We start from the raw sequence: 1,186 nt of genomic DNA, 5'->3' as shown, positions 1-1,186 counted from the left end.
AACCAAAAACCTTACTGATTAAGGTGGCAACGGCGACAATTCCGGCAATACCGGCTAAGGAACGGGTAGCTTTCTTAGTAATGATGACACCTCGAAAGAAAACAACTGCATTGATCGATTCTACCCGTTTCTGTGTTCCCGTAGAAAAGCGATCTCTAGTTGGCAAATTTAATTTGACTGGAGTGTATAACACCCATTTCCCCACAGACATTCGTATAATACCAAGAGCCAACTGAACCATAAATATTGATGGTTCTACGTTCTCTGACTGAACAGATGATATTGCCATTGGGGGATGTTCTCACATTTGAGGGTGGAGAAAACACTATTGCTGTAGCGATTCTTGATGTGGATTGAGAACTATCGAATCTGTAACTACACACCACCTCTAGCATTGTTTGAGTCGCCTGAGAGCGGGGACGATGAATTTGTCTTTCGGGAAAAGTCGTCCAAGTTCCATTATCACAATTAGCTTGGCTAACCAGTCGTTGATTTCCTAAATAATAAACAAAGTCAACACTACGGGAACTAGCCGGAACAATCGAACATAAATCGATGTTAACGCTTTTTCCCGTCACAGCAGTTCCGGCAAAGTAATTACAAGTTTGAGCCAAAACTAGATTCGGTTTTGCCCAGGAAGTACCGACTACCATTGTTAAAGATAGACTAGAAATCAAAATAATTTTTTTCATGGTTGATTTGACATTTTCTGGAGGCTTTTTCTGAGATTATTCTATACTTTATAACTAGGTAGGTGTTAAAATTTTCGGCTCTTCGTTACTTGGTATGGTTCGAGCAGGTGGCATAGATCAACTAAATCCTTATCTGGCAAGAGATTTAATTAATTAGTTCGCTCTAGATCAAAAACAATTGATAAAAATCGCAGCAATGTCTGTCTCTATAAGGGTTTCATTCCTTATAACCCCCGTCCATTGCATAAGACAAACCAAAGAACCATTATTCTTCAGTTAAATTAAAATCAATGCGTTGATAAATATCCAGCAATGACATTTGAAAATCTACAGAATGAAATCTTAAAGTATCCTTGTCTGATTCAGAGGCTTTAAACAACCATTCCCCATTATTTTGTTGATAAAATTGTTCAACATAATAACGGTATTGATCAATCAAAATATATTCTTTAAACTCAGGAATTGAGCGATAAAACTTAAACTTATCAGTACGA

At 37.4% G+C, this 1,186-nt stretch carries 1 protein-coding gene and 2 pseudogenes; all 3 read right to left on the bottom strand.

The window, feature by feature from the left end:
- A pseudogene (locus O9324_RS20125) lies at nt 1–211 on the bottom strand (murein biosynthesis integral membrane protein MurJ); the annotation flags it as partial.
- Nucleotides 156–692 carry a hypothetical protein gene (locus O9324_RS20120; RefSeq protein WP_288141135.1) on the bottom strand — a complete coding sequence of 179 codons (537 nt, stop codon included), beginning with the start codon at nt 690–692 and terminating at the stop codon, nt 156–158. The gene O9324_RS20120 and the pseudogene O9324_RS20125, both read right to left, overlap by 56 nt.
- 265 nt (nt 693–957) lie before the next feature.
- Nucleotides 958–1,186: pseudogene (locus O9324_RS20115) on the bottom strand (Uma2 family endonuclease); the annotation flags it as partial.

This window comes from Microcystis sp. LE19-84.1B (genome assembly GCF_027531875.1).
GTDB classification, from domain to species: Bacteria; Cyanobacteriota; Cyanobacteriia; order Cyanobacteriales; family Microcystaceae; genus Microcystis; species Microcystis panniformis.
The sequence above is the reverse complement of the archived record's forward strand: the minus strand, read 5'-3'. Positions and strand labels throughout refer to the sequence as shown.

Excerpts from the sequence above, each read along its gene's own strand:
- O9324_RS20120 (WP_288141135.1), bottom strand. The coding sequence starts at position 692 with ATGAAAAAAATTATTTTGATTTCTAGTCTATCTTTAACAATGGTAGTC.